The following is a 25,748-nucleotide window of genomic DNA, read 5'->3' on the forward strand; positions in this document are numbered from 1 at the left end:
ACCGAATTCAGGCGCTCGATTTCTTGCGGAAACCAGAGCGCCCGCCGCAATTGCTGCACCGCAGCGATATCTTGCGAATCAAACACATTGAGGCCATAAACCGGTGGCTTAAGGCCCACCCTTCGGCTGTCGGGCGTTCACCGACCTCCGATTCGCAAACCGGAACGCGACCTCCCATATCGCCCGGTTCTGCAGACGACCCGAGGGCAGCATCCCGCCCTGCTGAATAGGACGACGCCTTTGTTCCATCCCTCGCAACAGCGTGCGACTTCGCATGCCGATCGCGTGGCCAGGATTCGGCCCGTGCAGGCGGCGGCGGCGTTCGGAGCGCTCGTGGGGTTGGGAATCGGCTGCGCCTATCTGGGAGGCGCCGTCGCCAAGGCGACGACTGTCCGCGCCCAGGCGGAACGTCTGGAAGGCGCCACCGCCGCCGGCTTCACCGAAGAGGCGCTGTCGGCCGCCGCCGGGGGTCTGGACGCCAGCGCCCTGGCCATCGCCCGTCGTCACGACCCCTATACCGTCGCTGGCGGCGCCCAACGCGACCGTCAGGCCGAGCTTCTGACCGCCCGTCTGGAACAGCTCCGTCCCGACACTGCGCGCAGCGATCTGCGTCGCGCCAGTCTGACCGAACTCGGCGACGCCGCCCGCCCCTTCCGCATCGCCAACGCTCTGGACGCCTCGCGCGATCTGGAATGCCTGACCCAGGCCGCCTATTATGAGGCCCGTGGCGAGGGCGCCGACGGAATGCGCGCCGTGGTCCAGGTCGTCCTGAACCGCGCCCGCCACCCCGCCTTCCCGCGCAGCGTCTGCGGCGTGGTCTTCCAGGGCTCGGGCCGCAAGGTCGGGTGCCAGTTCAGCTTCACCTGCGACGGCTCCATGCGCGGCGCCGTCAACCGCGCCGCCTGGAACCGGGCCCGCACCATCGCCTCGGCTGCCCTGTCGGGCGCGGTCTATTCGGGCGTCGGCAACGCCACCTTCTTCCACACGACCGCCGTCTCGCCGGGCTGGCGCAACAGCTTCCTGCGCGTGGCCCAGGTCGGCAACCACGTCTTCTATCGCTTCGGCGGTCGCGCCGGCTCTTCGAACGCCTTCAGCTATGCGGCCCAGGGTTCGACCGGCGCTGACATCCAGCGCACCGTCTATGCCGGCATCGACCCGGCCGAGACCGTGCGTCAGGCCGGTCAGGCCATCGCCTATACCGCCGTCCTGGCCCAGGAAGCCGCCGCGCGCGAAGAGCATCCCGCCTCGCCCACGGAAGCCGCCGTGCCCGCCCCGGCCGTCACGCCCGCACCTCTGGCGACGCCCGTCTCGGCCCCGGCCAAGTCGGCTCCGGCGGACAGCGCCGCCGTCACGACGCCCCAGGTCTGATCCAGCGCTAGCGTTCCTGCACCTTCCAGTGGGTGGTCAGGTTCTGCTTCAGGTTCCCATAGCGACCCTGTTCGCTCAGGTTCACGTCGGCGTCGCCCGGCTGGCTGGACTGCACGCCCGTGTCGCGGTCGCGACGATCCGACAGGGCGGCCTCATCGACCGAGGCGGCGCCGTGGTCGGCGAAGCTGCGTTGCTCCTTCGGGATTTTCGGCATCGAGCTCATGGGGCTCTCCTCTTCGTCTCGAGAAGAAAACCCCTGCGCGTCCGGCCCGTTCCGTAGCGCCGTTCCTCAGAAAGCGTCGAGACCGATGTCCAGCACCGGCGCCGAATGGGTCAGGGCGCCCACGGAAATCACGTCCACGCCCGTCTCCGCAATGCCCCGCACGGTCGTCAGATTGACCCCGCCGGACGCCTCCAGAACCACCCGCTGATCACCCCGACGGCGCACCGCCTCGGCCAGATCCGCATTGTTGAAATTGTCGAGCATGATGACGTCGGGCCCTCGCCCCTCCGCGACCATCGTCAGCGCCTGATCGAACTGGTCCAAGCCGTCGACCTCCAGCTCGATCTTCATCAGGTGCCCGACGTGGGCGCGGGCGGCAGTGACGGCCTCCACCACCCCGCCGCAGACGACGACATGGTTGTCCTTGATCAGGATGGCGTCATCCAGACCGAAGCGGTGATTGACCCCGCCGCCGCAGCGGACGGCGTGCTTCTCCAGAGCGCGCAGCCCCGGCGTGGTCTTCCTCGTATCGGCGATCCGCGCGCCTGTTCCGGCGACGGCCTCGACATAGGAGCGGGTCAGGGTGGCGACGCCGCACAGGCGGCCCAGCAGGTTCAGCGCCGTCCGTTCCGCCGACAGGAAGGCCCGCGCGTCGGCCTCGACCTCGGCCAGCACCGCCCCCGCCTCGAAGGCGTCGCCGTCCTTCAGCTTCAGCGCGATGGAGGCCTTCGGATCCAGTTCCAGCACCGCCAGAGGGACACAGGCGATGCCGGCCAGCACACCGGGCTTTCGGGCCGCGAACCGCGCCCGCATGCGCGCGCTCTCGGGGATGCAGGCGGCGGCCGTGACGTCTCCGGCGCGACCGAGGTCTTCGGCCAGGGCGGCGCGGATGACGGGCAGGATCAGGGCGTCGGGCAGCATGGCGATCCTCAGGTCGAGGCGATGACGGCGGCGATGACCGCCGTGGTGGCGGCCGTCGTGGCCAGCATGGCCGCCACGGCCGGATCGGTGCGGACCAGACGGGTGTGGACGGCCTTCTTGGCCGTCTCCGGATAGTCGGAACGATAGTGACCGCCCCGGCTCTCATGCCGCTTCAGGGCCGCCTCGGCGATCAGGCGACAGGCGACCAGAGGCAGGGCCGCTTCTTGCGCCGCCTCGATGTCGCCGATCAGGACCAGCAGACGCTTCAGCCCCACCGCATCGCGGATCACGCCGCAGTCGGCGCTCATGCCGTTGCGCAGTCGCTGGAGAGCGCCGTCGCTCAGGATCGCGCCCTCGACGATGCGGGCGACCTTGCGGTCCTTCGCCTTCTCGCGCGCGGCCGCCTCGCCCGTGCGACGGCCGAAGGCGGCGGCTTCGAGCAGGGAGTTCGACGCCAGGCGGTTGGCGCCGTGAACCCCCGTCGCAGCGCACTCGCCCACGGCATAGAGGCCCTTCAGCGTGGTCTTGCCGTCCGTCCCGGCAGCGATCCCGCCCATGTGATAGTGGGCCGCCGGCGCGACCGGGATGGGCTGGATGCGGGGATCGAGCCCGGCCTTCATGCAGCTGGCGAAGACCGCCGGGAAGGCTTCGGGGAAGTGGACGCCGATGGCGGTGCGGGCGTCGAGGAAGGCGCCCCGGCCCTCCGCTCTGGCGCGATGCACGGCGCGGGCGACGATGTCGCGCGGCTTCAGGTCGGCGTCGGGTTCCGGCCCAAGGATGAAAGCGCCGTCCTTGTCGATCAGCCGGGCGCCGTCGCCGCGCAGGGCCTCGGTCGCCAGTGGCATGGGATCCAGACCGACGTCGATGGCGGTCGGGTGGAACTGGACGAACTCGGGGTCGAGGATCTCGGCTCCCGCCATCCAGGCCAGGGCCATGCCCTCGCCCAGCAGGGCGCGCGGGGTGGTGGTCTCGCCATAGAGGCCGCCCGCGCCGCCGGTGGCCAGGACGACGGCGGGAGCCAGAACCTCGATGCGCTGACCCGCGCGGTCGATGACGGCGCCGATGACGCGGCCGTCGGCGGCCTGGATCAGGCCGGTCAGGCGGCCGTCCTCCCAGACCTCGACATGGTCCGCCGCGCGGACGGAGGTCGCCAAGGCCGACAGGATGGCCCTGCCCGCCCCGTCGCCGCCGACGCGGGCGACGCGGGCCATGGAGTGGGCCGCCTCGCGCGAGACGGCGAACCCGCCCTCCCCGTCCCGATCGAACGGGGCGCCCAGCGAGGCCAGCCATTCGACCGTGGCCCGACCGTCGTCGGTCAGGACCTCGGCCGCATGATGATCGACCAGACCGGCGCCGGCGGCCTCGGTGTCCTTGAGATGCAGGGCCGGGGCGTCGTCGGCCGAGAGGGCCGCGGCCACCCCGCCCTGCGCCCACGCTGACGAGGCGGCTTCGAGCAGGTGCGCGGGGCTGACGACCAGCACGCGCGCGGGCGCGGCGGACAGGGCCGTCGACAGACCGGCCAGGCCTCCGCCGATGATCAGCGGACCGTCGTGGTGGATGCGGCTCATCCTTCGATCCCGATGAAGCGGGCGGCGATGTGCAAACCGCCCCAGAAGCGTTCGACCAGCGTCCCCTCCGACAGGGGCAGCAGCACGCCGATGGCGGCGGCGAGACACAGGGCGGCGGTCAAGAGGAACAAGGCCAGCGATTTGCCCGCCTCGGGCCAGGTCAGCACCCGCTCGCCGGGCCGCCAGGCGCCCTGACGCAGCGAACCCAGAACGGCGATGGCCAGGAAGACGGCCAGGATGTAGCGGCCCGTCGTGACGCCCCACCAGACGGCCAGACCGCCCATGGCGATCAGGGCGGCCTTCTCGACCATGGGGTCGATCTTGGCCAGCACAGGGCCCAGCGCCTTCGACCCATCCAGCGGCGGGGCGGGGGCGAGGTTCACCAGATTGATCATGGCGATGAAGAAGCCGCCCAGCATCCAGGCGGCGTCCCCCGTGGCGTACCAGACGCCGACCACCGGGATCAGAGCCAGCAGACCGAAGGCCGGACCGGCCAGCGAAACCAGCACCCCGTCCCACTCGGTCTTGGGGTTCCGCTGCCCGCGCGCGAGGCCGCCGAGGAAGGGGATGATGTAGATCTTGGCCGGCCCCATGCCGACGCGGTTCATGGCCAGGACGTGGCCGTACTCATGCACGAACAGACCGAAGATGGCGCAGACCGCGACGATCCAGCTGCCCGTCACGAACCACAGGAAACCGCCCAGCAGCAGGGTCGAGGCGATGGCCCAGGGCAGGCTCTGCCCCTTGTCCACGCGCGGTGCGCCGGGCGTCCGGGTCTCGGGCACGGCGTTCTGGGCGGGAGTGGACGCAGGCGGCGGAGCGCCGTCGCGTGAACCCCAGGGGCCGTCGGTCAATGTCCCTTCTCCCCTTGCGGGAGAAGGTGGCCCGAAGGGCCGGATGAGGGGTGACTCCCGGTCTTGCCGATGAGCTTCCTGAACCATCCGTCCTGCGTCTTCGTACCCCTCATCCGTCCGGCTTCGCCGGCCACCTTCTCCCGCAAGGGGAGAAGGACGACCGCGCCGACCTCGAGATCGCGACGCCCCGCGCGGTAGTGCATCAGATCAGCTCCACCGCCACATGGTGCTTGGCCTTCACCAGATCGTACCGCGCCGGAACGGCCGGCGGCGGCAGGTCGATCATGCGCTGAACGGCCAAGGCCGCCTTGACGATCATGTCTTCCGGCACGGTGACCTCGAAGGTCATGTCGCGCAGGCAGTCGCGGATGTTCTCCAGCGTGATCCGCTTCATGTAGGGGCACATGTTGCACGGGCCGATGAAGTTCACCTCGGGCACGTCGCCCTTGATGTTCGACGCCATCGAGCATTCGGTGATCAGCACCACCTGTTTCGGCTTCTTGGCCACGACGTAATCGGTCATCGCCGCGGTCGATCCGGCGAAGTCGGCGGCGGCCAGGATCTCTTCCGGGCATTCCGGGTGGGCCAGGATCTCGGCGCCCGGATAGGCCTCGCGCATGTCGGCGATGTCGTCGGCGGTGAACCGCTCGTGGACGATGCAGCGGCCCTTCCAGGCGATGATGCCGATGTTGGTCTGGGCCGCGACGTTGCGGGCCAGGAACTCGTCGGGGATCAGGATGACGCGATCGACGCCCCATTCCCTGGCCGCCCATTCCACCACCTGGACCGCATTGGCCGAGGTGCAGCAGATGTCGGTCTCGGCCTTCACGTCGGCCGTCGTGTTCACATAGGTGACCACCGGCAGGCCCGGATATTTCTGCTTGATCAGACGCACGTCCGCGCCCGTGATCGCCTCGGCGAGGCTGCAGCCGGCCTTCAGATCGGGGATCAGAACGGTCTTGTCAGGCGACAGGATCTTGGACGTCTCGGCCATGAAGTGGACGCCCGCCTGAACGATCACCTTGGCCTTCGACTTCGCCGCCTCTTTCGCGAGGCCCAGGCTGTCGCCGACATAGTCGCCCACGCCGTGGAAGATGTCCGGCGTCATGTAGTTGTGCGCCAGGATGACGGCGTCCCGCTCCTTCTTCAGGGCGTTGATCTCATGGATCAGCTGCGCCTGGGCGGGCCACTCCAGCGGCGTGGTGAATTCCTTGACCTTCTCCCAGACGGAGGCGGTCTCGCGGGCCAGTTCCGGCGACAGGGCGGCGTGCGCCATCGACAGTCTCCTCGGGCGATCTCTTGTCGCCTCACCCTTATGCTCAACATTAGCATAAGTGGCTACAAGATAGGCCTGTGACGGCCGGATGCAAGAGGCGGCGTGGGGAAAGGCCGCAGGATCGGGGAAGAAGCCCCGCCATGACGACGACGTTCCCGTCAGGCGATATTTTTCTCGACCAAGGCGGTTCACGCCCCTATTCGACAACATCCGACCTTCCAGACCTGCGTTTTCGAGACTTTCGTGCAAGACACCCTCCGCCGCATCATGACCGCGCGCGTCTATGACGTGGCCGAGGAAACCCCGCTGGACCCGCTGCGTCGCCTGTCGGAGCGGCTGGGACGCCCCTGCTGGCTGAAGCGCGAGGACCTGCAGCCGGTCTTCAGCTTCAAGATCCGGGGCGCCTACAACCGGATCGCCCAGCTGTCCGAGGCCGAACTGGCGCGCGGCGTCATCTGCGCCTCGGCCGGCAACCATGCGCAAGGGGTGGCGCTGGCGGCGGCGCGGCGGGGCGCGAAGGCGACCATCGTCATGCCGACCACCACGCCGGGCATCAAGGTCGCGGCGGTCAGGGCGCGCGGCGGCCACGTCGTCCTGCATGGCGACGACTTCGATCAGGCCGCCGCCCATGCGCGGGCGCTGGAGGCCGAGACCGGCGCCGTCTTCATCCACCCCTTCGACGACCCCGACGTCATCGCGGGTCAGGGCACGGTCGGGCTGGAGATCCTGCGTCAGCATCCCGATCCGATCGAGGCCGTCTTCGTGCCCATCGGCGGCGGCGGTCTGGCGGCGGGGGTCGCAGCCATCGTCCGCTTCCTCAGGCCCGAGGCGAAGATCATCGGGGTCGAGCCCGCCGACGCCCCGACCATGAAGACGGCCATCGCCAACGGCCAGGTCACGACCCTGAACGAGGTCGGGCTGTTCGCCGATGGGGTGGCGGTCAGGCGCGCCGGAGACCTGACCTTCGCCCTGTGCCGCGAGCTTCTGGACGACATCGTGCTGGTGGATACCGACGCGATCTGTGCCGGCGTGAAGGACGTGTTCGACGATGTCCGCGCCGTGGCCGAGCCTGCGGGAGCCCTGGCTCTGGCGGGCATGAAGGCGTGGGCGGCGGAGAACCCGGGGACCGGGTCGCTGGTCGCCATCAACTCCGGCGCCAACGTCAATTTCGACCGGCTGCGCCACATCGCCGAACGCACCGAGATCGGCGAGGGGACCGAGGCGCTTCTGGCCGTGGCCATGGACGACGACCGCGCCGTCTACAGCCGCTTCCTGAAGGCGCTCGACGGCCGCTCGGTGACCGAGTTCAACTATCGCTGGTCGGGCGAAGGCCGCGCCCACATCTTCGTCGGCGTCGCCATCAAGCAGGGCCCGCACGAGAAGGACGATCTCATCGCCCGTCTGCGTGCCGGCGGCTACGCGGTCGAGGACATGAGCGATAACGAGACGGCCAAGCTGCACGTCCGCTACATGGTCGGCGGCCGGGCGCGCGACCTGCCCCACGAGCGGATCCTGCGCTTCGAGTTCCCCGAACGGCCGGGCGCCTTCCTGCGCTTCCTGAACAGTCTGAAGCCCGCCTGGGCCCTGACCCTGTTCCACTATCGCAACCACGGCGACGACGTCGGGCGGGTGCTGGCCGGCATCTCCGTGCCCCCCGCCGAGCAGGCGGCGCTGAACGCGGCGCTCGCCGAACTCGGCTACCCCTATGTCGACGAGACCGACAATCCGGCCAGTCGCCTTTTCCTCGACGGGACCTGAATTCCGCCGCGACGCTAAAGCTTGGGAAACACCTCGGCGCCACAAAGGGGCGTGTCCTCCAGTCGCGTTCCGTCCCTTTTCAGAGCCTTGCTGCTCGGCCTGGCCGTGCTGACGGCCGCGCCGTCCCCGACGTCCGCCAAGGATACGGCCCACCGCGACCCGATGACCCTGGCCGCCGCCGTGGAGCGCCGGGCCGCCGCGACGCCCTTCGCCCGTCTTGAATCCTTCGGTCAGGCGGCGATGGCGATGCCCGGCCGAGAGGGTCTGAACCGCCTCTATCACGTCGTCTGGACCCATCTGAACCAGGGCGACTTCGAGAGGGCGACTGAGTGGAACCTGCGCCTCGCCGCCGCCGCCGGCCTGCAGGGCGACGCCCGCTACACCCGGATCGCCCATCTGAACGCCCTGACCGTCCGCTATGACGAGGGCGAGACCGCCGCCGCCGAGGAGATGGGCCGGATCGCCCACGACGAGGCCGACTGGTTCGTGCGCGCCCACGCCACCCGCATCTACGCCCTGGCCCTGATGGACGAGGGGCGGATCGGCGAAGGCCTGAACCTGCTCAACGAGGCCATGGCCCTGATCCCCGAACAGGACCCCTTCGCCGACACGGCGCGGGCGGGCCTGTGGGAGATGACCGGCATCGGCCTGATGAAGCTGAACGACATCCGGGGCGCGACGGACGCCTTCGGCCGCTTCGAGCTGGACTACTCGAACCCCGCCTATCCCCGCCCCGACTTCGACGCCGTCTACAATCTGACCCGGCTGGCGGTTCAGGTGGGCGACCAGCGCCTGGCCGACCGCCTGTTCGCCGTTCACCACCGACTGGCGACGCGATCGCGGGTGCAGAGCCTGGCCGTCTACGACGCCAACCTGTGCGCCATGGTGGCCCAGTCCGCCGGCAGTCCGTCGCGGGTCCTGTCCTGCATCGCCCCCTATGGCGAGGACCTGGGCGCCGCCGACTTCCTGGCGCCCCACATCCTGCCCATCCGCGCCATGGCCCGCGCCCGCACCGGGGACGTCGCCGGCGCCCGTCGCGACCTGGCCGAGATCCGCCGGCGTCAGGCGGCCGACGACTTCCGCGAGGAGGGCCCGTCCCAGTTCCTGCATGCGGAGGCCGAACTGCTGCACGCCCAGGGACGCTCGCGCGAGGCCTTCGACCTGTTGCGCCGACACACGGCGGAAGAACAGTTGGCCGCCTCGCGCACCTTCAGCGACGGCATCGGTCAGGTCACGTCCGAGATGCGCAACCAGTTGAGCGAGCGCCGCCGACAGCTGGAAACCGCCCGCGCCAACACCGTGCTCCAGGCCGAGATGATCCAGGCCCAGCGCTGGATCGTCGGCGTCGGCATCCTGGGCTTCCTGTTCGTCGCCGCCCTCCTGTTCCGTCAATGGCGGATGACCGGCCACCTGCGTCTGGCGCGCGGCCGGGCCGAGGGCGCCAACCGCGCCAAGTCCGAGTTCCTGGCCAATATGAGCCATGAGATCCGCACGCCCCTGAACGGCGTCGTGGCCATGGCCGACGCCCTGTCGCGCCGACAGATGCAGCCCGCAGAACAGGAGATGGTGGAGATCATCCGCTCCTCCGGCGTGACCCTGGAACGCCTCCTCTCCGACATCCTCGACAGCGCCAAGATCGAGGCCGGTCAGGTGACGGTGGAGGCCCAGCCCTTCGCCCTGTCCCACGCGGTCAAGGACGTCGCCGCCCTGTGGAGCTCCAAGGTCGAGGGCGGGCCCGTCGCCCTGGTGGTCGAGCTGGACCCGGCGCTGGAGCGGATGGTCGTCGGCGACGTCGTGCGCCTGCGCCAGATCCTGGGCAACCTCGTCTCCAACGCCCTGAAATTCACCAGCGCCGGATCGGTTACGGTCACCGTGGCCCGGACCGTCGGGGACCGCGTGCGCTTCACCGTCGCGGATACCGGCGTCGGCTTCGACGCGGAACAGAAGGCGCGCATCTTCACCCGCTTCCAGCAGGCGGACGGCTCCATCACCCGACGCTTCGGCGGCACGGGTCTGGGCCTGAACATTTCGCGCGAACTGGCCCAGCTGATGGGCGGCGAACTGGATTGCGACAGCGTGCCGGGCGAAGGCTCGCGCTTCTGGTTCGAGATCCCCCTGCCCCCCGCCGCCGTGGCCGAAGAGGTCCAGAACCAGAACTCGGACTGCGCGCCGGACGGTCTGTGCATCCTTCTCGCCGACGACCACCCGGCCAACCGCAAGGTCATCGAGGTGCTGCTGGCCCCGACCGGCGCGACTTTGGTCTCGGTCGAGAACGGACAGGAGGCGGTGGACGCCTGTGCCACGGAGCGGTTCGACCTGATCCTGATGGACATGCAGATGCCGGTCATGGACGGCCTGACCGCCACCGCCGCCATCCGCGCCCTGGAGGTCGAGCGGGGCCTCGCCCGCACGCCGCTCCTGATGCTGACCGCCAACGCCATGGCCGAACACGTCGAGGCCGGCCGCATCGCCGGCGCCGACGGCCACCTGGCCAAGCCCGTCACCACCGCCACCCTCTTCGCCGCCATCGGCGCGGCGCTGGACACGGCGGCGCCGGAGGATGCGGTCGAGGACGTCCGCGCGGCCTGACATCCTCTTTATCCGTTCACCCCAGCAAAGGCTGGGGTCCAGATCACGGATTCACGCGGCTCGGACAGCGCACCGGTCCTTCTGATCGGACCAGCGGCGTTTTCCATCTGGACCCCAGCCTTCGCTGGGGTGAACGGAGAAGGACGGTAAGAATTTTTTCTTACTTACCTCTTGCGCTCGCCAGACACCTTCCCCACCTCCCGATCAGGTCTTTGACATCCTCATCGGCAATCCCGGCGTTTCGTCCGCCCGGACAATCGCCTCATCGGTAAGTCACTGATTTTTCATCATCGACTATCCATTTCGTCCGTTTTGTCCGCTGGCTTTCGTCCAGACGAAGCGGACGAAACCGCCTCCGTCAGAGCGCGGCCGCCTCATGCGCCAGGAGCCATTTCTTGCGCTCCAGTCCACCGGCATAGCCGGTCAGCGCCCCGTTCGCCCCAATCACCCGGTGGCAGGGCACGATGACCGCGATCGGGTTCTGGCCGTTCGCCAGACCCGCCGCCCTGACCGCCTTCGGCGATCCCACCGCCGCAGCCAGCTGGCCGTAGCTCCGGGTCTCCCCCGCCGGAATGTCTCGCAACGCGGCCCAGACCGAACGCTGGAACGCCGTGCCTCCGGTCTTCACGGTCAGCCCGTCCAGCGCCCTGGCGTCGCCCGTGAAATAGGCTTCGACAGCCTTCCGCACCACTTCGGGCGACCGGCCGGGGACGAGTTCGGCGTCGGGCGCATGACGGCCGAGCAGCCGCATCATCCGCGCCTCGTAGTCCGAGAAGTCGAGCGCCCGCACGGCGCCCTCGGCATCTGTGACCAGCAACACTTCCCCCACCGGGGTCGCGATCCGGTCCAGGGTCAGGGTCTCAGGCTGCACGTTTTTCATCGTCGTTCTCCATCAGATCGGCCGCCGTCAGCCCCGCCATCCGCAGGTGCAGCGCGCCGTAGGCCCGCCAGGGCCGCCACCGCTCCGCCCGACTCTCGAGCGTCGCATCGTTCAGTCGGTCGCTGGGCGCATCCTCGCCTGCATCCATCCATTGACCGGGAAGTCGCAGCCCCGGCCGCGCCTCCACCAGAGGCATCAGCACCGGGTCCATCGACAGATCCCGCCCGATCGCCTCTGGATCGGCCGACAGGTCGAACACCCGCCGCACCCGCGCCAGCACGCCGGGCAGGGCCTTCAGATCGCTGGCCTCGACGCAGACCTCCAGCCGCCCCGGCTTGCCCGGCGTGGCGGTGACGAAGCCCTCTGCGCCGTCGATCTCCTTCGACAGGTCCCGCGACCAGGTCTGCCCCTCGACCCGATCCCCGCGCGCGGTCAGGGCGGCGAACATCGCCTCCCGGTCATAGGGCGGGCGGTAGGACAGGCTCAGCTTCACCCCGCTGCTCGCGGGCCGCTCGGTGCGTCGACGCAGCTCGGAGGGCGGACGGCCATACAGGGCCTGGAAGGTCTCGTTGAACCGCCTGACCGAACCGAAGCCCGAGGCATGGGCCACCTGGGCCATCGACAGGTCGGTCTCGTGGATCAGGGCCTTGGCCAGCAGCACCCGCCGGGTCTGGGCCACGCTGACCGGGGCGGCGCCCAGATGCTGTTTGAACAGCCGCCGCAGTTGCCGCTCCCCCACCCCCAGCCGCCCGGCCAGGGTGTCGACGTCGCCCTCATCCAGCGCCCCCGCCTCGATCAGGGTCAGGGCCCGGCTGACGGTGTTGGAGGTGCCGCGCCACGCCCCCATGTCGGGCGCCGTCTCGGGCCGGCAACGCAGACAGGCGCGAAAGCCCGCCTCCTCCGCCGCCGCCGCCGTGACCACGAAGACCATGTTCTCGCGCCGGGGCGTGCGCGCCGGACAGACCGGCCGGCAGTAGATGCCCGTCGTCTTCACGCAGCCGAAGAACCGCCCGTCAAACCGGGCGTCGCGCGTCAGAACGGCCCGGTAGCAGGCCTCCTGATCCAGGGTGTCGGTGCGCGTTTCCATGCCGCGAAGATGGGCCTTCCCAGCCGGGAAGTCTCGCGGTTTTCGGACATGTCGTTTCTAGCGGGGCGAGCCGCCCAGGATCGAGGCCTCGGTGCCGGAGGTGACGACCTGCATCTGGGCGGCGTAGTCCTGGGCGTTCGAGCGCGCCGCGTCGTCCTGGGCCCGTGTGCGGCAGCGGCGCTGGTTGATCCGACGCCCGGTCACCGGCCGGTTCTCGCAGACCATTGCGCGCCGATTGGCCGCCGGCGGCGGAGCGGGCGCGGTCGTCGCGGCCGGCGCGTTCTGGGCTGGCGTCGTCGCCTGGGGTGCGGCGCCCACGATCGCGGCGGCCATGATCAGTCCGGTAACCAGCATCCGAGCCTCCAGCTTCTGTGGACCCGGAACCCTCTCATTACCGCGTTACGGATGCAACGCCCGGCTGCACGGCCCGCCAGGCGTTGGCGACGACCGTGAAGGCCATGCTGAGACCACAGATCGTCAGGAACCAGGTCCCGATCAGCGACAGGGTGGAAGCCACCCCGACCAGATCGCGCTCGCCTTCGCCCAGCCCTCTCAGCCGGTCGAGATCCAGCATCACCCAGTCGCCCGCCACGCGCGCCTGATCCGCGCCGACGCTCAGGGTGAACCAGTGACCGGCCTGGAAGACCATATAGGTCAGCCACAGACCGACGCAGCCGATCAGCATCGCCAGGATCGCCTTCATCCGCCGGGCCTCGGGCCGCAGCAGGACGAACAGGTCGACCGCCATCTGGGCCAGGGCGTAGGCCAGGATCGGGGTGAACAGGGTCGCCCAGATCGGCGCCGGCGTCATCGCGACCCGCGCGCCGTCGATGCGGAAGTCGCCCAGGCCCGGGAAGTGAACCAGCCCGATCCACCACAGGCAGAAGATGGCCAGCGCCAGGAAGGAGAAGCCCGCCTCGACCATCGGATTCGATCCGCGCCGAACCTGCGGCGCCTTGAAGCCGGTCGTCTTGCCCGCCGCGTTCGCTGCGGCGCTCCACTGACTGGGGTCGGTCAACTGGAAGGCCGACAGATCCTTCACCCGCCACTCGGTCAGCCACTTCGGCTTGATGTCGTAGTGCTCCATCAGGGCGCCCGCCAGGGTCAGGGCGCCGATCAGGGTCAGGCCCGCGCCGAAATAGGAGTGGAAGGCCTGGGCGATGGCCTGCCCCACGTCGCGCGGTCCGCCGACCAGGCTCATCAACAGCGAGATGCCGTGAACGACCAGCAGGATCACCAGACCCGCCTTCACCCCATAGAGCCAGTAGGGAAACAGCTCCGGCCCGATCAGACTGTCCGGCCCCTTGCGATAGCGGGCGGCGACGACCAGCGGATGGCCGATCTCCTTCAGGATCGCCTCCTTCTCGTCGTCGGTCAGGGCGCGGCCCAGCGCCTCTTCCTTCGCCTCGATCCGGCTCAGGATCAGGTCGCGCAGCTCGGCGACGATGTCCTCGCGCTCGTCCGCCGACAGCTGGGCCGCGACGGCCTCCAGATAGCGTTCCACCATATCCATGGTCATGTCCCCCCGGGTTGTCAGAGAATCTTGTCGAGCGAGGCGTTGATGCCCCGCCATTCGTCGGCGAGCCGTTCCAGCATCGCCACGCCCATCGGCGACAGGACGTAGAAACGCTTCTTGCGCTTCTCCTCCTCACGCCATTCGCTCAGCAGAAGGCCCTGCGACTCCAGCCGGCGCAACAGCGGATAGAGGGTCGATTCCTCCATCTCCAGCCCGTCGGCGGCCAGGGCCTGACGCAGGGTGTAGCCGTAGCGTTCGGTCCGGAGACAGGCGAGCACCGCCAGCACCAGAGACCCCCGCCGCAGCTCCAGCCGCATGGTTTCGAACAGTTCGGCGTCGACCGTCACAGGCTTCGTCCCTCACGCCACATAGTGTGTGACACACAGTGTATGCGACATACTGTGTGAGGGAGTCAAGCGAACGCCCGCCCCGCCATGGCGCGGGACGGGCGCCGCCGTCGCGGCGGCGGGCCTAGAACCGGGTGGAGAGCCCCAGTCCCAGCCGCCAGCGCGCGTCCTGGCCCGGCAGGGGTTCGTCGAGGGTCCGGGCCCCCTCGATCTCGACGACGGTCTTGCCGCCCATCAGGGCGACCCGCGTCCCGACCCCGGCCGAAGCCAGTCCGATGGTCCCGCCGAGCAGACCCGGCCGGGCGTTGACCTCCACCTCGCCGCCGTCTGCGAAGGCGTAGACTTCGCTGCCCGCGACCGGGGCGGGCAGCGCCTGCGGCCGCCAGGCCGCCTCCACCTTGGCGCCCCATCCGGCGTCGCCGCTGATCAGGGCGGAGGTGAAGCCCCGCCCGAAATCGGCCCCGCCCAGGGTGAACTGCTCGGTCACCGGCAGCCGGTCGTCGCTGAGCTGAAGGGTCGCCCCGCCGCCCAGGCGGAACTGACGACCGATGGCCTGGGTCAGGTCGGCCCGCAGATTGGCCTTGGTGAAGTCGGCGTCGTTCAGGGCCGTGGAGCGCGCCCCGAGACCGTCCAGCCCCCGGCTGAGGGTGGCGCTGAGGCTGGCCACCCGACGCGGCGTCGCCCGGCTCCAGGCGGCCGAAGCGCGCAGGGTGCGGGTCCGGTCGCTGGCGAACTGCTCGCCGAAGACGGCGTTGGAACTGTCGATCCCGTCCAGCCCGGCGCTGACGACCAGATTGGTCTGATAGGACCGGATCCAGGGCCAGCTGACCGTGATCCCCGCCGTCGTCGCGTCGCCGGTCACGGGCGAGTTGTCGGGACGGGTCCGGAGGTGGGCGACGCTGCCGGTGACAGACAGGCCGTCCGAGCCGATGGCCGCGCGATGACTGAGGCTCAGATACTGGAAGCGGTCGACCTGGGTCGGAAGCAGCAGGCTCAGCCGCGTCTGGTCGCCCATGCGGAACAGGCCATTGACCGTGGCCGAGGCCTGCATCTGCACCCGGCCGAGCGTCTCCGATCCGCGCGTGTTCAGGCCGAAGTCGTAGGTCCAGCGTTCGCGCTTCAGTTCCAGCCCCAGGTCGATGGCGCCGGGCGTGGCCGAGGGCACCGTCTGCAGCGTGGTCGTCACACCGGGAATGTCGGCGATCAGCGAGAAATAGCGCTCGGCCGTCCGTCGGCTCAGCGGCGCCTCGGCCGCCAGCCGCGCCGCATAGAAGCGCATCAGGTCCACGTCGCCCTCGGCGTCGCCATAGATGGCGACCCGGCCGATGCGGGCTTCGATGGCGGTCAGGCGGACGACGCCTTGCCTGAAGTCGCCATCGGTGAAGACCACGAACGGCAGGGCGGACCGGCCCCGGCTGACGGCCGCCGAGACCGTTTGCTGCAGTCGGGCGAGGCCCTGAACGTCCAGGGTCTGGCCGACGAAGGGGCGGGTCGCCTCTTCGATCTGGGCCCGGGTCAGGGACGATCCCTCGACCACCACGGCCGTGACCACGAAGGGTTCAACGGTCGGGACGGCGGCAGCGGGCGCGGGGGCCTCGGCCACCGTGGGCGGCGCCCGGTCGGCGCGGTTGCGGTCGACGATCAGTCCATCCTGGGCGACGGCGCCTGTGGCGACCATCAGCCCGGCCAGCCCGAAGGCGGCGTATCGAATTCTCATGTTGCATCCCCTCTCCAAAGGACGCTCCGGGGCGACGACGGATCGCCGCCCCGGAGTTCTTCTGACAGCCGTAAGTCTCAGCGGCCTCCAGTCCGGCCGCCGCCCAGCAGGCCGCCGGTGAGGCCGCCGACCAGGCCGCCGCCGGCGGTCACGCCGCCGGATCCGGCGCCGACACCGACACCGCCGGCCAAACCGCCCGTCACACCCCCGGTGAGGGAGCCGGTCAGGCCGCCGACCACGCCGGTGACCGGGGCGATCACCGTGGTGACCACCGGAGCGACCGGGGCGATGACAGCCGTGACCACGGGGGCGACGGGCGCGATGACGGGGGCGACGGGTGCGATGACTGGCGCGATCGGCGCCGTCACCGTCGTGACGACGGGCGCGACGGTCGGTCCGACCACCGGCAGGCCGGCGACCACGGTGGTGATCGGGCCGGTGACCGGATTGGTCGCGGGCGGAGCCGGGGGCTCGGTGCCGCCCGTCAGGCCGCCGATCACGCCGGTGACGGTGGCGACCACGGGGGTCACGACGGGCGCCAGAGGACCGGAGGTGACCGGGGTCAGGGCGCCGCTGAGAAGGCCGGTCGCACCGCCGGTTCCCAGGTTCACGCCGACCGGCTGGCCGTTGGACAACAGGTTGACGCTGCCCGCCGTACCCTGAGCCGCGCCGGTGCTGAGGATGCCGACGTCGATGGCCGGATCGCCCGAACCGGAGCCCAGGACGGGGATACCCGCCACGGTCAGGCCCAGCAGGCCGGTCGGGGTTCCGCCGGTCGGGGTCGAGGACGCATTGCCCTGGCCAATGTTGGCGTTCAGCACCTGACCGCCGCTCAGCACGCCGACCGTGGCGATGGCGCCGGCCGCCTGGGTCGGCGACAGAACGCTGACGCCCAAGGGGCTGGTCGCTGCGCCCGAGCCGGAGCCTGAACCGGAGCCCGAGCCCAGCACCGTCTTGTCACCCACCGTCACCCGGCCGAGCGAGTTCAGCACATCCAGCAGGCCGGCGTTGCCGAGGGGCGCGCCGGAGCCGCCTCCACCACCACCGCCGCCGCCGCCCGAACCTCCGCCGCCGGAACCACCGCCGCCGCCCGAGCCGTCGGAGCCGCCCCCCGTGCCTCCAGTACCGCCCGTTCCGCCACCGCCCGTGCCGCCGGTTCCACCACCGGTTCCGCCCGTGCCGCCGCCACCCGTGTCGCCGGGATCACCACCGGGGTCGTCGCCCGGATCGCTCGGCTCGCCGATGGATCCCAGGCCCAGACCGCCGTTGCCGAGGCTGAAGCTTCGATTGCCGCCGCACCCCGCCAGCATGACCGCCGCCAATCCGAGGCAGGCCGCCTTCCTGGCCACTCCGTACATCGTCCCTGACATCTCGTTCTCCCTTTCCAAGAGATGATGTCGGCACTACGCAACCAAGGGTCGTTTCGTTGCGTCGAACAAAGGCAAAATCACGGCGTCGTGATGTATTCGACGTAGATATTAAAGTTATCAGAAGATTAACAGCACAACCATCGATCCTTCATATCGGCAATATTGCGACTTTTGACGCATCTTCGGTTGCGGAATGATGGTTAACAACTTTTTTGTCCATCATCGCCGGAATTCAGCTTCAATGTTCGCGTGAACGAGTTCTGCTTAATATCGACCACACGACTCAAATCGTCCGTTCGACATTGCTTCGCTCGCGATAGAAACGCTGATTACTCGACCAGATAGAACAACCCCTCGACCGTCGTCCCCAGCGCTTTCGCCAAAGACAGGGCCAGAAGGGTCGAGGGGATGAAGACCCCGTTCTCCACCGTGTTGATGGTCTTGCGCGACACGCCGGCGCGCTCGGCGAGTTCCGCCTGGGTCAGGCCGGCCGCCGTGCGCACCTCCTTCAGACGCGACCCCAGACGCGGGTCAGCCATCCTTGCCGAACTCCCGGTCCAGCCAGGCGAAGCGGATCCCCGCCGTCGCGCCGGCCCCGGCCAGCACGAAGGGCACGGCCGCGATGCCGATCTCGGGTCGCCATAGCCCCAGACCGAAAACCGCCGTCGCACCGGCCATCAGCACCACGAAGGCCGCCCCGATCGCCCGCGCCCGGAGCACGACCGTCAGTTCGTCCTCCATGAAACGCCTGTTGGAGCGCGACTGGTGATCCCAACCCAGGGTGATCGAGGCCACGAGCCAGGCATAGATCACCGGCAGGGCGGCGCTGACGTAGTGGCCGAGATTGCCCTCCCCCGCCAGAATGTGCTGCGTCGCCATGGTCGACTGGGCCAGAAAGGCGATCGTCACGAACGGGAAGATCCAGAGCTGACGCGCCCGCTGAGCCTGAAGCCGATCCCGTCTGGTCGGCTGCGTCTCGGCGCTCCAGCCCGTCTCGCCGGGACGCAGAACCCAGCACATGATCGCGCCGCCCACGATCAGACCGACACCAACCCCCGCCAGAACGCCCCATCCGGTGGCCGCGTCGCCCGTGCGCTGCATCCCGATCGCGAAGCCGATCCCGGCCATCAGGACGCCCAGCACGATCGCCAGCTGGGCGCCGTGAAGCTTCCGCCGCCGCGCCCGCACTTCCTTCCGCAGTTCCCTGTCGTCCATGGCCGTCATCTCCGCCTCCGGTTCATGTCACCTTGGGGTTACATATCACCTATAGGTTACACGACGTCAAGCGATCAGATCAGCAGCGCCCCTTCGTGCCTGAGAAGCCAGGTCTTCCGCTCCAGCCCGCCGCCGAACCCGACCATGGCCCCGTCGGCGCCCACGACCCGGTGACAGGCCAGCACCAGGGCGATGGGGTTTCGGTTCAGCGCCACCCCCGCCGCCTGGGCCGCGCCGGGCTCCCCGGCTCGCTTCGCCATCTCGCCATAGGAGATCGTCTGGCCCGCCGGGATGCCCCACAGCGCCCGCCAGACCCGCGCCTGAAACCCATCGCCCGCGACCGCCCCTTCCAGGGACCATTCGATCCGCATCAGAGCCTCGCGGTCGCCGGCGAAATAGTCGTCCAGCGCGGCCGCAAGCGGCGCCGGCGTCTGGCCCGCTTCCAGCGCCACGCCCGGATACTCCCGCGCCATCGCTCGCTTCAGCCCGTCGCCGAACGAGACCCCGCGCAGGCGTCCGGCCTCGTCCGTGGCCAGGGCCAGTGGACCGACCGGCGACGGGACTTCGGACGCGAACAGTCTCACGGCTTCATCAGACCGTTCAGCGCGCCATAGTCGAAGGCCTCGGCCGCCTGCGGTCCGGAGGCGCCGTCCGTCAGGAAGCCGCGCGTCAGACGGTCGGCCGTCGCATAGGCCGCCGCCGCGATGTTCGACCCGGCGCTCAGCCGTCGCACGCCCAGGGCCTCCAGACCCTTCGCGTCAGGCAGAGCCGGACGGGCCAGGAGGTTCAGCGGCATTCCCATCCCGACCAGGGCCGTGATCGTCTCCGCCTCCACGACGCCCGGCATGAACAGGCCGTCCGCGCCCGCCGCCTTGTAGAGGGCCGCCCGCCGGGCCGCCTCCTCCAGCCGTCCCTCCACCGGTCCGATCCCGCGCAGCCATAGATCGCAGCGGGCGTTGATGAACAGATCGCCGCCGACCACGGCGCGCACAGCCGCGATCTTGTCCGCCAGCCCCTCGGCCGGATCGGCGCCGTCCTCGATATTGATGCCGACCGCGCCGGTCTCCCAGGTCCGTTTGACGAAGGCCGCCGCCTGGCCCGGATCGTCCGAGAAGCCGCCCTCGATATCGGCGCTGACCGGAACGTCGCCCGCGACCCGCACCATGCGCGACACCGCGCCCAGCAGTTCCGCTTCCGGCGGCGTCGCCCCGTCGGGCCACCCCAGAGCCCAGGCCACGCCCGCGCTGGTCGTCGCCACCGCCTTGGCCCCGGCCGCGATCGACAGGGCCGTCGAGGCCGCGTCCCAGGCGTTCGGAAGGATCAGCAGGCCGGAGGCGTGCAGGGTGCGGAAGGTCTGGGAAGCCGACATCGACGATCTCCTTTTGTTCACGCGAACATGGCGCGCTTCGGACATGGAGTCTCGCGGGAATCGGACAGCGTCACCGCCGGGCGCGGGACCCTATTTGTGCGTCCAGGGCCGATTGGCGCCGGCCGCGATCCCGGCCGCCTGTTCACGCTGGAACCGTCCGCCGCGCGGGGGCTTCGGCCGGGCGTCCAGCTTGGCGTTCTTCATCCGCAGGGCCTTCTGCACCGGGGTTTCGCCGACGGGAGCTTCGGCGTTCGGCGTTTCGGCGGGTGTGTCGTCGCGATCGGTCATACCCCGCTCTTAGCACGGCGCGACGTGCGCCGCCCGTCGTATCCGACGTTGGGAAAGGCTAGGCTGGGTTCATGCCGACCTCGCCCCGCACGATCCGTCTTGCCCCCGAGTTCGGCTGCTGGCCGTTGTGGGACGACGAAAGCGGCGACTATCTTGATCCCGCCGCCCTGCCCCTTCCGCCCGCGCTCGCCGAACGGATCGCCCGCTGGGATGACGCCTATCAGGCCACCCTGGATCCTGACTATCCCCCCGACAGCCGCTTCCCCGACGCCGCCGCCGAGGCCGTCTGGCGAGCCGAGGGCGAGGCCATCTTCGAGGCCCTGACCGACCTCCTCGGCGCCGACCGCGTGCGACGTAGGCCGGGCTTCTGAGGGCAACCATCCCCGCCGCACCCCGTTCTCCTGATCCAGACAGGGCGAACAACGCCGGAGAGCATCCCATGAAACCGACCAAGACCTTCACGGCCCTCGCGGCCGGCGCCGTCGTCCTTTCGATGGCCCCCCTGGCCCACGCCCAGAGCAGCTACGGCCAGCAGCCGACCGGCCAGGAAGTCTTCGGCCAGATCCTGCAGAACCTGTTCGGCGGCCAGACCATGGGCTCGCTGGACAGCGAATGGACGCGCGGCCGTCGCGCCCTCGGCGCCCAGCAGGCCACCTTCAACACCCGTCTGGACGCCCAGGTCCGCTCCGGCGCCCTGACCCAATATTCGGCCGACCGCATCCGCACCGACTATGACGCCCTGGTCCAGCTGGAGGCCCGCTACGCCCAGGACGGCCGCTTCACCACCCAGGAACGCCAGGACCTGACCAGCCGCTACAACGCCCTGACCACCGCCCTGAACAGCGGCGGATACGGCGACGACCTCGGCGGCTATCAGTCCGCCGCCGACGGCCGCGCGGCCTTCGAGGCCCGCGTCACCGCCGCTGTCAACGCCCGCACCCTGACCCGCACCGACGCCACGCGCCTGCGCTCCGACTACGCCGCCATCGTCGCGACGGAGGCGGACTATATGCGCGACGGCCTCAGCGCCCGCGAGCGTCAGGACATCGAAGCCCGCCTCGACGCCATCGACGCCCGCGTTCCGGGCGGAAACACCGGCAACACCGGCGGCTGGCAGCAACAGACCCCGCGCGACCGCCTGACCGCCATCGACCGTGCCCTCTACAACCTGCCCCGCGCCGACCAGGACCGTCTGCGTCCCCAGATCGACGACCTGACGCGCCTGGAAGCCGCCTATTCGCGCAACCGCCCGTCCAGCGACGACACCGCCTATCTGGAACGCCGTCTGGGCGAGCTGGAAACCCAGGCCCGCGTCCGCCGCTAGGCCTGACTGATCGACCGATGAAGCCCGTCCGGCGCGCGCCGGGCGGGGCTTCGTTGCATTCGGACCTATCGACAGAACCGCGCGCTCTCCGCCTCCAGATGCAGGTGGTCCTGATGCTGGACGTTGTAGTCGGGGCTCAGAACCGTCCCGAAGATCCGGCAGCCGTCATCGCGGATCCGCTTCAGGAAGGCCGCCTCCGGCCCGCCGTCGTTCCAGTCGCCCGCCACCGTGATCCTGCGCCCGTCCCTCAGCCGCACGCCCGAGAAGTCCAGAGCCGCCGCCCGCGAATGGGCGCTGGGCCGCGTGTTGGGTCGCCCGTTGTTCACCGACCGACAGGCATAGACCCCCATGTGGTCGATCTGGACCACGTCGGAGCCCAGGATCTCTCGCGCCGCCGGCTCCACCGACTGCCGCCGCCAGACGCTGACCGCCGCGGCCAGCGCGCAGGTCATGGTCACGTCGCCGGGCGCCATCCGCGCCACGGTCCCCATGTCTGGCCCCAGCACTCCGGCCGCCGTCAGGCCGCAGGTCTCGGAGTTCACCCGGTCCGGCGTCGGCGAGAACGTCACCCGCGCCGCGGCCAGTTCCGCCTCGCACTGCGCCAGCGTCCGCGTGGCGCGCTCCACCTGCCCGAACGTGCCCGACCCGATCGGCTGATCGATCACGCCCATCCCCGGCGCGACATAGGCCGATGGTCCGGGCGGCTGAGGCCGTGGCGCGGGCGTCGGATAGTAGGGCGTGTAGCCGGGCGGCGGCGCGGTGGCGGGGATCAGACGGCCGCAGGCGGCGACCGCGACCAGGGCCGCCGTCACGATCATCACGAACTGTGTGCGCCTGAGGCTCATAGCCGAATCGCCGGGTTGCTTCGCACGACCCTAGCCGACCCCTCCTGCGCCTGCACCGCGACCAGGCCGAAGCCGTGCCGACACTCGGGTTGGCAACATCTTTAAGTTGTGTTTGAATTCCAATAACGCATCTTTACGGGGAATCTGATGACCGACTTCGTAGGTGAGTGGGGCGCTCGAATGGGTGTGACCGAGCAGAGCCATGCGCATTCGTATCTGAACGAGTTGATGGCTTTCCTCGGCGTTACCGCACCGCGCCCGCCCAGGCGCGGGGTCCAAGCCGAAGACTATCGGTTCGAGCAGGGCGTTCGTTCGGAGTTCAATGGTCAGGGCCAGCCCAAGCGCGTCGATCTCTACAAGCGCGATTGTTTCGTCCTGGAGATGAAGGCGACGGGAGACAGACCGAGGGCCCTCGGCTTGATCAAGCGACGGCCGGAAACGTCCACCGGACCTGACATGGTCATCCGTCGCGGTTGGGAGGCCGAAGTGCTGAAGGCGCGAAGGAAGGCGCAGCAGTATGTCTTCCATTTGCCGCCTGAGCACGCGACCCCGCCCTTCCTCCTGATCTGCGACCTCGCCCATGGCTTCGAGGTCTGGGCGGACTTCTCGGGCACCGGCCGAGGTTACGCCCCGTTCCCGAACCGCGATGAGTATCGGTTCGCTCACGAGGAGTTGGCCTACCCCGAGATCCAGGCGCGGCTCCAGGCCATCTGGGACGATCCCCGGTCGCTGGATCCTGGCCGAAACGCCGCGCGGGTCACCCGCGCGATCGCCGGAGATCTGTCGAAGATCTCACGACGCCTGGAGAGTGACGGTCATGCGCCTGAAGAGGTGGCGCAGTTCATCCTTCACTGCGTTTTCACGATGTTCGCCGCCGATGTGGGCCTGCTGTCCAAGAACGACCTGATCGAACTGATCGGCGACAGCATCCATTCGCCGAGGCGCTTTCCGTCCGTGATGACAGACCTCTGGAAACGGTTCGACATGAGTGAGGCGTCGCAGCGATATGCAGGCTCCTTCACCCATCCCTTCCCCCGCATCGACGGCGGCCCTCTCAATGACCGGGAGGCCTTGCCTCTGGAGCCGGGCGAACTGAGGCTCCTCCTCGATGCGGCATCGGCCAGATGGGGCGAGGTCGAGCCGGCGATCTTCGGGTCCCTTCTGGAACAGGCCCTCAGTCCCGACGAGCGCCGGCGACTGGGCGCCCACTATACGCCCCGACGGTACGTCGAGACCGTGGTCGAGAAGACGGTCATGGAGCCGCTCTGGTCAGCGTGGGACGCGGTCAGAACCAAGGTCGACGCCGTGGCCGGCCTCGACCGCGACAGGGCCATCCGCCTGGCCAGAACCTTTCACTTGAAGCTCTGCCGGGTCCGGGTCCTGGACCCCGCCTGTGGAACGGGCAACTTCCTCTATGTCAGCCTCGAACGGATGAAGCGGCTGGAGGCCGAGGTCGTCGAGACCCTCGAACGACTGGGCGCGCCCGTCGCGGACACTGCGATCTCGGTCGAACCCCGGCAGTTCTTCGGCCTGGACAAGAATCCGCAGGTCGTCGGCATCGCGAAGCTGATGCTTTGGATCGGCTGGTTGCAAGAACACTACCGCTCACGTGACGACCCTCCCAATGACCGAGCGCTGGCGGCGCGGGCCAACATCCTTCACCAGGACGCCATTCTGGGCTGGGACGGCGCGCCCATTGCCCGGTTCGGACACAATGCGAACGGCGCTGATTTCCATTGGCCCGATCCCCACCGCCCGGACTGGCCCGAAGCGGACTTCATCGTCGGCAACCCGCCGTTCGCGGGCGGCAAGGACCTTCGCTCCCGACTCGATCCCGGATACGCCGAAGCCCTCCGGTCGCTGAACCCGCACATCGACCGAAGCGCCGATCTCGTCATGTATTGGTGGGACCGCGCCGCGGAAATCCTGGCCCGGCCCGGGACCCGCCTGAAGCGGTTCGGCTTCGTCACCACCAACTCCATCAGCCAGATCCTTCAGCGGCGGACGGTGGAACGGCGGTTGAACGCCGATCGCCCGATCAGCCTCGTGCACGCCATACCGGATCATCCCTGGACCCGTGCGACCCGGAACAGCGCGGCCGTGCGCATCGCCGTCACGGTCGCCGAGGCGGGCCGCAAGCATGGCGTGCTGACGACCGTATTGAGCGAAGCCGATCTCGAAACCGATGCGCCCGTCGTGACCACCGTTTCGGCGCGGGGGCGGATCGCCGCCGATCTGACCCTGAACGAGGGTTGCGCCGGAGCGTTCGCCCTTCGCGTGAACGAAAGACGCTGTTTCCCGGGCATGAAGTTGCACGGCTCGGGCTTCGTCATCGCGGAAGCGCGGAAGGAGGCTTTGGGTCACGGAAGCCGACCGGGTCTCGCCGGCCATCTGCGTCGCTATCGCAGCGGTCGAGACGTGAATGGTCGTTCCCGTGACGCCTGGGTCATCGACATGCACGGCCTTGAACTCGACGAGGTGGCTGAGCGGTTCCCGGAGATCTACGACCATCTCGCCAGAACGGTTCTGGAAGGGCGTCTCGCACAGCGCGACGCTTCGTCGACGGCAGATGCCCGCGGCTATGCGGACCGCTGGTGGCTTTTCGGAAAGTCCCGTCCCGAACTGCGGGCAGCGCTCACGGGCCTGTCACGCTACATCGTCACGGCGGAGACGGCCAAGCATCGGACGTTCCGGTTCCTGGAGGCCGACATCGTCCCGGACAACACGCTCATCTGCGTAGCCGACGACGATGCGGCGACTCTCTCCATTCTCTCCAGCAGAGCGCACGCCGTCTGGTGCGCGGCGCGGGGCGGCCGGCTGGAAGACCGCCCTCGCTACACCAAGACCGCCTGCTTCGACCCCTTCCCGTTCCCCCCGCCTGACGAGCCGACGCGCGCGGCTCTCCGAGACGCTGGAGAGAAGTTGGAGGCCCACCGCCAGCGCGTCCTGGCAGAGAATCCGGACCTGACGCTGACCGGGCTTTACAACCTTCTGGCGGCGCAGCGGAGCGGCAAGGGGTTCACCGCAGAGCAAAACGAAACGGCGCGGCGCGCCCAGTTGCTGCGGCTGGGCCATCTCCACGAGACGATCGACGGGCTAACAGCCCAGGCCTATGGCTGGCCCACGGTCCAGACCGACGCGGAAACCCTGGCCGCCCTGATCGCGCTCAATCGGATCCAGGCGGAGCGGGAGCAGACCGCGCCTTCTCACTCTGTGAAGAAGGCCGCCTGAGG

Annotated in this window: 24 protein-coding genes; 6 read left to right on the top strand and 18 right to left on the bottom strand. The window is 69.4% G+C overall.

The window, feature by feature from the left end:
• The first annotated feature begins 333 nt into the window (after positions 1–333).
• Positions 334–1,368: a cell wall hydrolase gene (locus tag ACETK8_RS18475; RefSeq protein WP_374037286.1), complete on the top strand. Its 1,035-nt coding sequence runs from the start codon at positions 334–336 to the stop codon at positions 1,366–1,368.
• A 7-nt stretch (positions 1,369–1,375) separates the two neighbouring features.
• Here the strand turns inward: ACETK8_RS18475 and ACETK8_RS18480 are convergent, their stop codons facing one another.
• The 5 genes from ACETK8_RS18480 to nadA form a co-directional block, all read right to left on the bottom strand.
• Positions 1,376–1,591, bottom strand: coding sequence for a hypothetical protein (locus tag ACETK8_RS18480; protein WP_374037287.1), 216 nt, complete (start codon positions 1,589–1,591; stop codon positions 1,376–1,378).
• A gap of 66 nt (positions 1,592–1,657) precedes the next feature.
• Positions 1,658–2,512 carry a carboxylating nicotinate-nucleotide diphosphorylase gene (gene nadC / locus ACETK8_RS18485; protein WP_374037288.1) on the bottom strand — a complete coding sequence of 285 codons (855 nt, stop codon included), beginning with the start codon at positions 2,510–2,512 and terminating at the stop codon, positions 1,658–1,660.
• A gap of 8 nt (positions 2,513–2,520) precedes the next feature.
• Positions 2,521–4,080, bottom strand: coding sequence for an L-aspartate oxidase (locus ACETK8_RS18490; protein ID WP_374037289.1), 1,560 nt, complete (start codon positions 4,078–4,080; stop codon positions 2,521–2,523).
• Positions 4,077–4,934, bottom strand: coding sequence for a metalloprotease (locus ACETK8_RS18495; RefSeq protein ID WP_374037290.1), 858 nt, complete (start codon positions 4,932–4,934; stop codon positions 4,077–4,079). The genes ACETK8_RS18490 and ACETK8_RS18495 overlap by 4 nt, the downstream gene beginning before the upstream one ends.
• A 202-nt stretch (positions 4,935–5,136) precedes the next feature.
• Positions 5,137–6,210: a quinolinate synthase NadA gene (gene nadA, locus ACETK8_RS18500; RefSeq protein WP_374037291.1), complete on the bottom strand. Its 1,074-nt coding sequence runs from the start codon at positions 6,208–6,210 to the stop codon at positions 5,137–5,139.
• Positions 6,211–6,477: 267 nt separating this feature from the next.
• Between nadA and ilvA the strand changes: the two genes are divergently transcribed.
• Entirely contained in the window at positions 6,478–7,968 is a 1,491-nt protein-coding gene (gene ilvA, locus ACETK8_RS18505; RefSeq protein WP_374039432.1) for a threonine ammonia-lyase, biosynthetic, read from the top strand.
• 87 nt (positions 7,969–8,055) lie between these two features.
• Positions 8,056–10,557: a hybrid sensor histidine kinase/response regulator gene (locus ACETK8_RS18510; RefSeq protein WP_374037292.1), complete on the top strand. Its 2,502-nt coding sequence runs from the start codon at positions 8,056–8,058 to the stop codon at positions 10,555–10,557.
• A gap of 358 nt (positions 10,558–10,915) precedes the next feature.
• On the opposite strand, the gene ACETK8_RS18515 is transcribed toward ACETK8_RS18510, so the two are convergent.
• The 12 genes from ACETK8_RS18515 to ACETK8_RS18570 all read right to left on the bottom strand — a co-directional run bounded on the left by ACETK8_RS18515 (position 10,916) and on the right by ACETK8_RS18570 (position 20,346).
• Complete coding sequence (locus ACETK8_RS18515; protein ID WP_374037293.1) at positions 10,916–11,437, bottom strand: methylated-DNA--[protein]-cysteine S-methyltransferase; 522 nt, start codon at positions 11,435–11,437, stop codon at positions 10,916–10,918.
• The gene (locus ACETK8_RS18520) at positions 11,418–12,524 is read right to left on the bottom strand and encodes a bifunctional transcriptional activator/DNA repair enzyme AdaA (RefSeq protein ID WP_374037294.1); all 1,107 of its coding nucleotides are present in this window, start codon (positions 12,522–12,524) and stop codon (positions 11,418–11,420) included. The genes ACETK8_RS18515 and ACETK8_RS18520 overlap by 20 nt, the downstream gene beginning before the upstream one ends.
• Positions 12,525–12,581: 57 nt before the next feature.
• Complete coding sequence (locus tag ACETK8_RS18525) at positions 12,582–12,878, bottom strand: hypothetical protein (RefSeq protein WP_374037295.1); 297 nt, start codon at positions 12,876–12,878, stop codon at positions 12,582–12,584.
• A gap of 37 nt (positions 12,879–12,915) precedes the next feature.
• The gene (locus ACETK8_RS18530) at positions 12,916–14,037 is read right to left on the bottom strand and encodes a hypothetical protein (protein WP_374037296.1); all 1,122 of its coding nucleotides are present in this window, start codon (positions 14,035–14,037) and stop codon (positions 12,916–12,918) included.
• Between the two features lie 20 nt (positions 14,038–14,057).
• The gene (locus ACETK8_RS18535) at positions 14,058–14,387 is read right to left on the bottom strand and encodes a PadR family transcriptional regulator (protein WP_374037297.1); all 330 of its coding nucleotides are present in this window, start codon (positions 14,385–14,387) and stop codon (positions 14,058–14,060) included.
• 124 nt (positions 14,388–14,511) lie between these two features.
• On the bottom strand, positions 14,512–16,104 hold the full coding sequence (locus ACETK8_RS18540) for a ShlB/FhaC/HecB family hemolysin secretion/activation protein (protein ID WP_374037298.1): 1,593 nt from the start codon (positions 16,102–16,104) through the stop codon (positions 14,512–14,514).
• Between the two features lie 77 nt (positions 16,105–16,181).
• On the bottom strand, positions 16,182–17,474 hold the full coding sequence (locus tag ACETK8_RS18545; protein WP_374037299.1) for a hypothetical protein: 1,293 nt from the start codon (positions 17,472–17,474) through the stop codon (positions 16,182–16,184).
• A 329-nt stretch (positions 17,475–17,803) separates the two neighbouring features.
• Positions 17,804–18,013, bottom strand: coding sequence for a helix-turn-helix transcriptional regulator (locus ACETK8_RS18550; protein WP_374037300.1), 210 nt, complete (start codon positions 18,011–18,013; stop codon positions 17,804–17,806).
• On the bottom strand, positions 18,006–18,689 hold the full coding sequence (locus ACETK8_RS18555) for a hypothetical protein (RefSeq protein ID WP_374037301.1): 684 nt from the start codon (positions 18,687–18,689) through the stop codon (positions 18,006–18,008). Before ACETK8_RS18555 ends, ACETK8_RS18550 begins: the two co-directional genes overlap by 8 nt.
• Before the next feature lie 74 nt (positions 18,690–18,763).
• Positions 18,764–19,273, bottom strand: coding sequence for a methylated-DNA--[protein]-cysteine S-methyltransferase (locus ACETK8_RS18560; protein ID WP_374037302.1), 510 nt, complete (start codon positions 19,271–19,273; stop codon positions 18,764–18,766).
• Positions 19,270–20,058 carry an isocitrate lyase/PEP mutase family protein gene (locus ACETK8_RS18565; protein ID WP_374037303.1) on the bottom strand — a complete coding sequence of 263 codons (789 nt, stop codon included), beginning with the start codon at positions 20,056–20,058 and terminating at the stop codon, positions 19,270–19,272. Before ACETK8_RS18565 ends, ACETK8_RS18560 begins: the two co-directional genes overlap by 4 nt.
• Positions 20,059–20,148: 90 nt before the next feature.
• On the bottom strand, positions 20,149–20,346 hold the full coding sequence (locus tag ACETK8_RS18570; RefSeq protein ID WP_374037304.1) for a hypothetical protein: 198 nt from the start codon (positions 20,344–20,346) through the stop codon (positions 20,149–20,151).
• A gap of 71 nt (positions 20,347–20,417) precedes the next feature.
• Here ACETK8_RS18570 and ACETK8_RS18575 point away from each other — a divergent pair, with 71 nt between their 5' ends.
• Together ACETK8_RS18575 and ACETK8_RS18580 are read left to right on the top strand one after the other, a co-directional pair.
• Positions 20,418–20,717 (top strand): hypothetical protein, encoded by a 300-nt coding sequence (locus ACETK8_RS18575; RefSeq protein WP_374037305.1) that lies wholly within the window; start codon positions 20,418–20,420, stop codon positions 20,715–20,717.
• 68 nt (positions 20,718–20,785) lie between these two features.
• A complete protein-coding gene (locus tag ACETK8_RS18580; protein WP_374037306.1) occupies positions 20,786–21,670 on the top strand; it encodes a hypothetical protein in 885 nt (294 codons plus the stop codon).
• 65 nt (positions 21,671–21,735) lie between these two features.
• On the opposite strand, the gene ACETK8_RS18585 is transcribed toward ACETK8_RS18580, so the two are convergent.
• Complete coding sequence (locus tag ACETK8_RS18585) at positions 21,736–22,515, bottom strand: extensin family protein (protein WP_374037307.1); 780 nt, start codon at positions 22,513–22,515, stop codon at positions 21,736–21,738.
• Positions 22,516–22,662: 147 nt separating this feature from the next.
• On the opposite strand from ACETK8_RS18585, the gene ACETK8_RS18590 reads away from it, so the two are divergent.
• Positions 22,663–25,746 carry a class I SAM-dependent DNA methyltransferase gene (locus tag ACETK8_RS18590; protein ID WP_374037308.1) on the top strand — a complete coding sequence of 1,028 codons (3,084 nt, stop codon included), beginning with the start codon at positions 22,663–22,665 and terminating at the stop codon, positions 25,744–25,746.
• Positions 25,747–25,748 lie beyond the last annotated feature (2 nt).

Source organism: Brevundimonas staleyi (assembly GCF_041893865.1).
In the GTDB taxonomy this organism is placed as follows: domain Bacteria; phylum Pseudomonadota; class Alphaproteobacteria; order Caulobacterales; family Caulobacteraceae; genus Brevundimonas; species Brevundimonas staleyi.

Coding starts and splice junctions, on each gene's coding strand:
- ACETK8_RS18525 (WP_374037295.1), bottom strand. CDS start 12,878: ATGCTGGTTACCGGACTGATCATGGCCGCCGCGATCGTGGGCGCCGCA.
- ACETK8_RS18515 (WP_374037293.1), bottom strand. CDS start 11,437: ATGAAAAACGTGCAGCCTGAGACCCTGACCCTGGACCGGATCGCGACC.
- ACETK8_RS18570 (WP_374037304.1), bottom strand. CDS start 20,346: ATGACCGATCGCGACGACACACCCGCCGAAACGCCGAACGCCGAAGCT.
- ACETK8_RS18565 (WP_374037303.1), bottom strand. CDS start 20,058: ATGTCGGCTTCCCAGACCTTCCGCACCCTGCACGCCTCCGGCCTGCTG.
- ilvA (WP_374039432.1), top strand. CDS start 6,478: ATGACCGCGCGCGTCTATGACGTGGCCGAGGAAACCCCGCTGGACCCG.
- ACETK8_RS18555 (WP_374037301.1), bottom strand. CDS start 18,689: ATGGACGACAGGGAACTGCGGAAGGAAGTGCGGGCGCGGCGGCGGAAG.
- ACETK8_RS18520 (WP_374037294.1), bottom strand. CDS start 12,524: ATGGAAACGCGCACCGACACCCTGGATCAGGAGGCCTGCTACCGGGCC.
- ACETK8_RS18585 (WP_374037307.1), bottom strand. CDS start 22,515: ATGAGCCTCAGGCGCACACAGTTCGTGATGATCGTGACGGCGGCCCTG.
- nadA (WP_374037291.1), bottom strand. CDS start 6,210: ATGGCGCACGCCGCCCTGTCGCCGGAACTGGCCCGCGAGACCGCCTCC.
- ACETK8_RS18540 (WP_374037298.1), bottom strand. CDS start 16,104: ATGAGAATTCGATACGCCGCCTTCGGGCTGGCCGGGCTGATGGTCGCC.
- ACETK8_RS18480 (WP_374037287.1), bottom strand. CDS start 1,591: ATGAGCTCGATGCCGAAAATCCCGAAGGAGCAACGCAGCTTCGCCGAC.
- ACETK8_RS18575 (WP_374037305.1), top strand. CDS start 20,418: ATGCCGACCTCGCCCCGCACGATCCGTCTTGCCCCCGAGTTCGGCTGC.
- ACETK8_RS18590 (WP_374037308.1), top strand. CDS start 22,663: ATGACCGACTTCGTAGGTGAGTGGGGCGCTCGAATGGGTGTGACCGAG.
- ACETK8_RS18530 (WP_374037296.1), bottom strand. CDS start 14,037: ATGGATATGGTGGAACGCTATCTGGAGGCCGTCGCGGCCCAGCTGTCG.
- ACETK8_RS18580 (WP_374037306.1), top strand. CDS start 20,786: ATGAAACCGACCAAGACCTTCACGGCCCTCGCGGCCGGCGCCGTCGTC.
- ACETK8_RS18550 (WP_374037300.1), bottom strand. CDS start 18,013: ATGGCTGACCCGCGTCTGGGGTCGCGTCTGAAGGAGGTGCGCACGGCG.
- nadC (WP_374037288.1), bottom strand. CDS start 2,512: ATGCTGCCCGACGCCCTGATCCTGCCCGTCATCCGCGCCGCCCTGGCC.
- ACETK8_RS18490 (WP_374037289.1), bottom strand. CDS start 4,080: ATGAGCCGCATCCACCACGACGGTCCGCTGATCATCGGCGGAGGCCTG.
- ACETK8_RS18545 (WP_374037299.1), bottom strand. CDS start 17,474: ATGTCAGGGACGATGTACGGAGTGGCCAGGAAGGCGGCCTGCCTCGGA.